This is a genomic window from Glycomyces tarimensis, from assembly GCF_054776215.1.
In genome coordinates, this window is the sequence record NZ_BAAHCB010000054.1 from 1 (window position 1) to 1,725 (window position 1,725).

Consider the following 1,725-nt stretch of genomic DNA (forward strand, 5'->3'; position numbering starts at 1 on the left):
CGGTGGTGGATTTGACGCGAGTGAGAATGCAGGCATGAGTAGCGAAAGACCGGTGAGAATCCGGTCCGCCGATTGACTAAGGGTTCCAGAGGACGGTTGTTCCGCTCTGGGTTAGTCGGGGCCTAAGGCGAGGCCGAGAGGCGTAGTCGATGGAGAACCGGTTGATATTCCGGTACCCGAGTGCCGCGTATGAGCGATAGCGGTTGTGCTAACCGGTTGGGAGTTGGTGCGTGTCAGGCTTCGGTCTGGTGTGTGCTGGTGACTGGTCGGGGTCCTTTCCGTGTGTAGCGTAGTGATGGGGTGACGCAGTGGGGTAGTCGTACCGTCTGGTGGATCAGGCGGGGTAAGGTGGTAGCCCGTTTTCCCAGGTAAATCCGGGAGGACAGCGGAGGAATCCGCAGGGTGAGCGCTGAAGCATAGGTCGTTTGACTGAATTCGGTGATCCCGTGCTGTCGAGAAAAGCCTCTAGCGAGTGGTGCTCGGCCCGTACCCGAAACCGACACTGGTAGTCAGGTAGAGTATACTGAGGCGTTCGAGTGATGTGTGGTTAAGGAATTCGGCAAATTGCCTCCGTAACTTCGGGAGAAGGAGGGCCCTTGCTTGTGGCACGAAGCGTGTAGGAGCGAGCGGGGGTTGCAGAGGCCAGGGAGAAGCGACTGTTTACTAAAAACACAGGTCCATGCGAAGCCGTGAGGTGAGGTATATGGACTGACGCCTGCCCGGTGCTGGAACGTTAAGAGGATCCATTAGCCCTTCGGGGTGTCGTGGTGAATTGAAGCGCCAGTAAACGGCGGTGGTAACTATAACCATCCTAAGGTAGCGAAATTCCTTGTCGGGTAAGTTCCGACCTGCACGAATGGCGTAACGACTTCTCCGCTGTCTCAACCACATGCTCGGCGAAATTGCAGTACGAGTAAAGATGCTCGTTTCGCGCGGCAGGACGGAAAGACCCCGGGACCTTTACTATAGCTTGGTATTGGCGCATGGTCTGGTTTGTGTAGGATAGGCGGGAGCCTGGGAAGCCTCGACGCTAGTTGGGGTGGAGGCGTTGGTGAAATACCGCTCTGGCTTGATGATGTGTCTAACCTGCAGCCCTGATCGGGTTGGGGGACAGTGCCTGGTGGGTAGTTTAACTGGGGCGGTTGCCTCCTAAATGGTAACGGAGGCGCCCAATGGTGCCCTCGGGCCGGTTGGAAACCGGTCGGTGAGTGTAAGCGTAGAAGGGTGCTTGACTGTGAGACCGACGGGTCGAGCAGGTGCGAAAGCAGGGGCTAGTGATCCGGCACCGACGTACGGATGTGGTGTCGCTCAACGGATAAAAGGTACCCCGGGGATAACAGGCTGATCTTCCCCAAGAGTCCATATCGACGGGATGGTTTGGCACCTCGATGTCGGCTCGTCGCATCCTGGGGCTGGAGTTGGTCCCAAGGGTTGGGCTGTTCGCCCATTAAAGCGGCACGCGAGCTGGGTTTAGAACGTCGTGAGACAGTTCGGTCCCTATCCGCCGCGCGCGCAGGAGATTTGATGAAGGGCTGTCCCTAGTACGAGAGGACCGGGATGGACGAACCGCTGGTGTGCCAGTTGTCCCGCCAGGGGCATGGCTGGTTGGCTACGTTCGGGAGCGATAACCGCTGAAAGCATCTAAGCGGGAAGCGTGCTTCGAGATGAGATCTCCGTCAGCCGTGAGGTTGGTGAGGCGCCCGGGAGATGACCGGGTTGATAGGC

1 rRNA gene is annotated in these 1,725 nt (G+C 58.1%); it reads left to right on the top strand.

From position 1 onward, the window contains the following. Positions 1–1,725, top strand: a 23S ribosomal RNA gene (locus tag ACYVK3_RS21835); the annotation flags it as partial.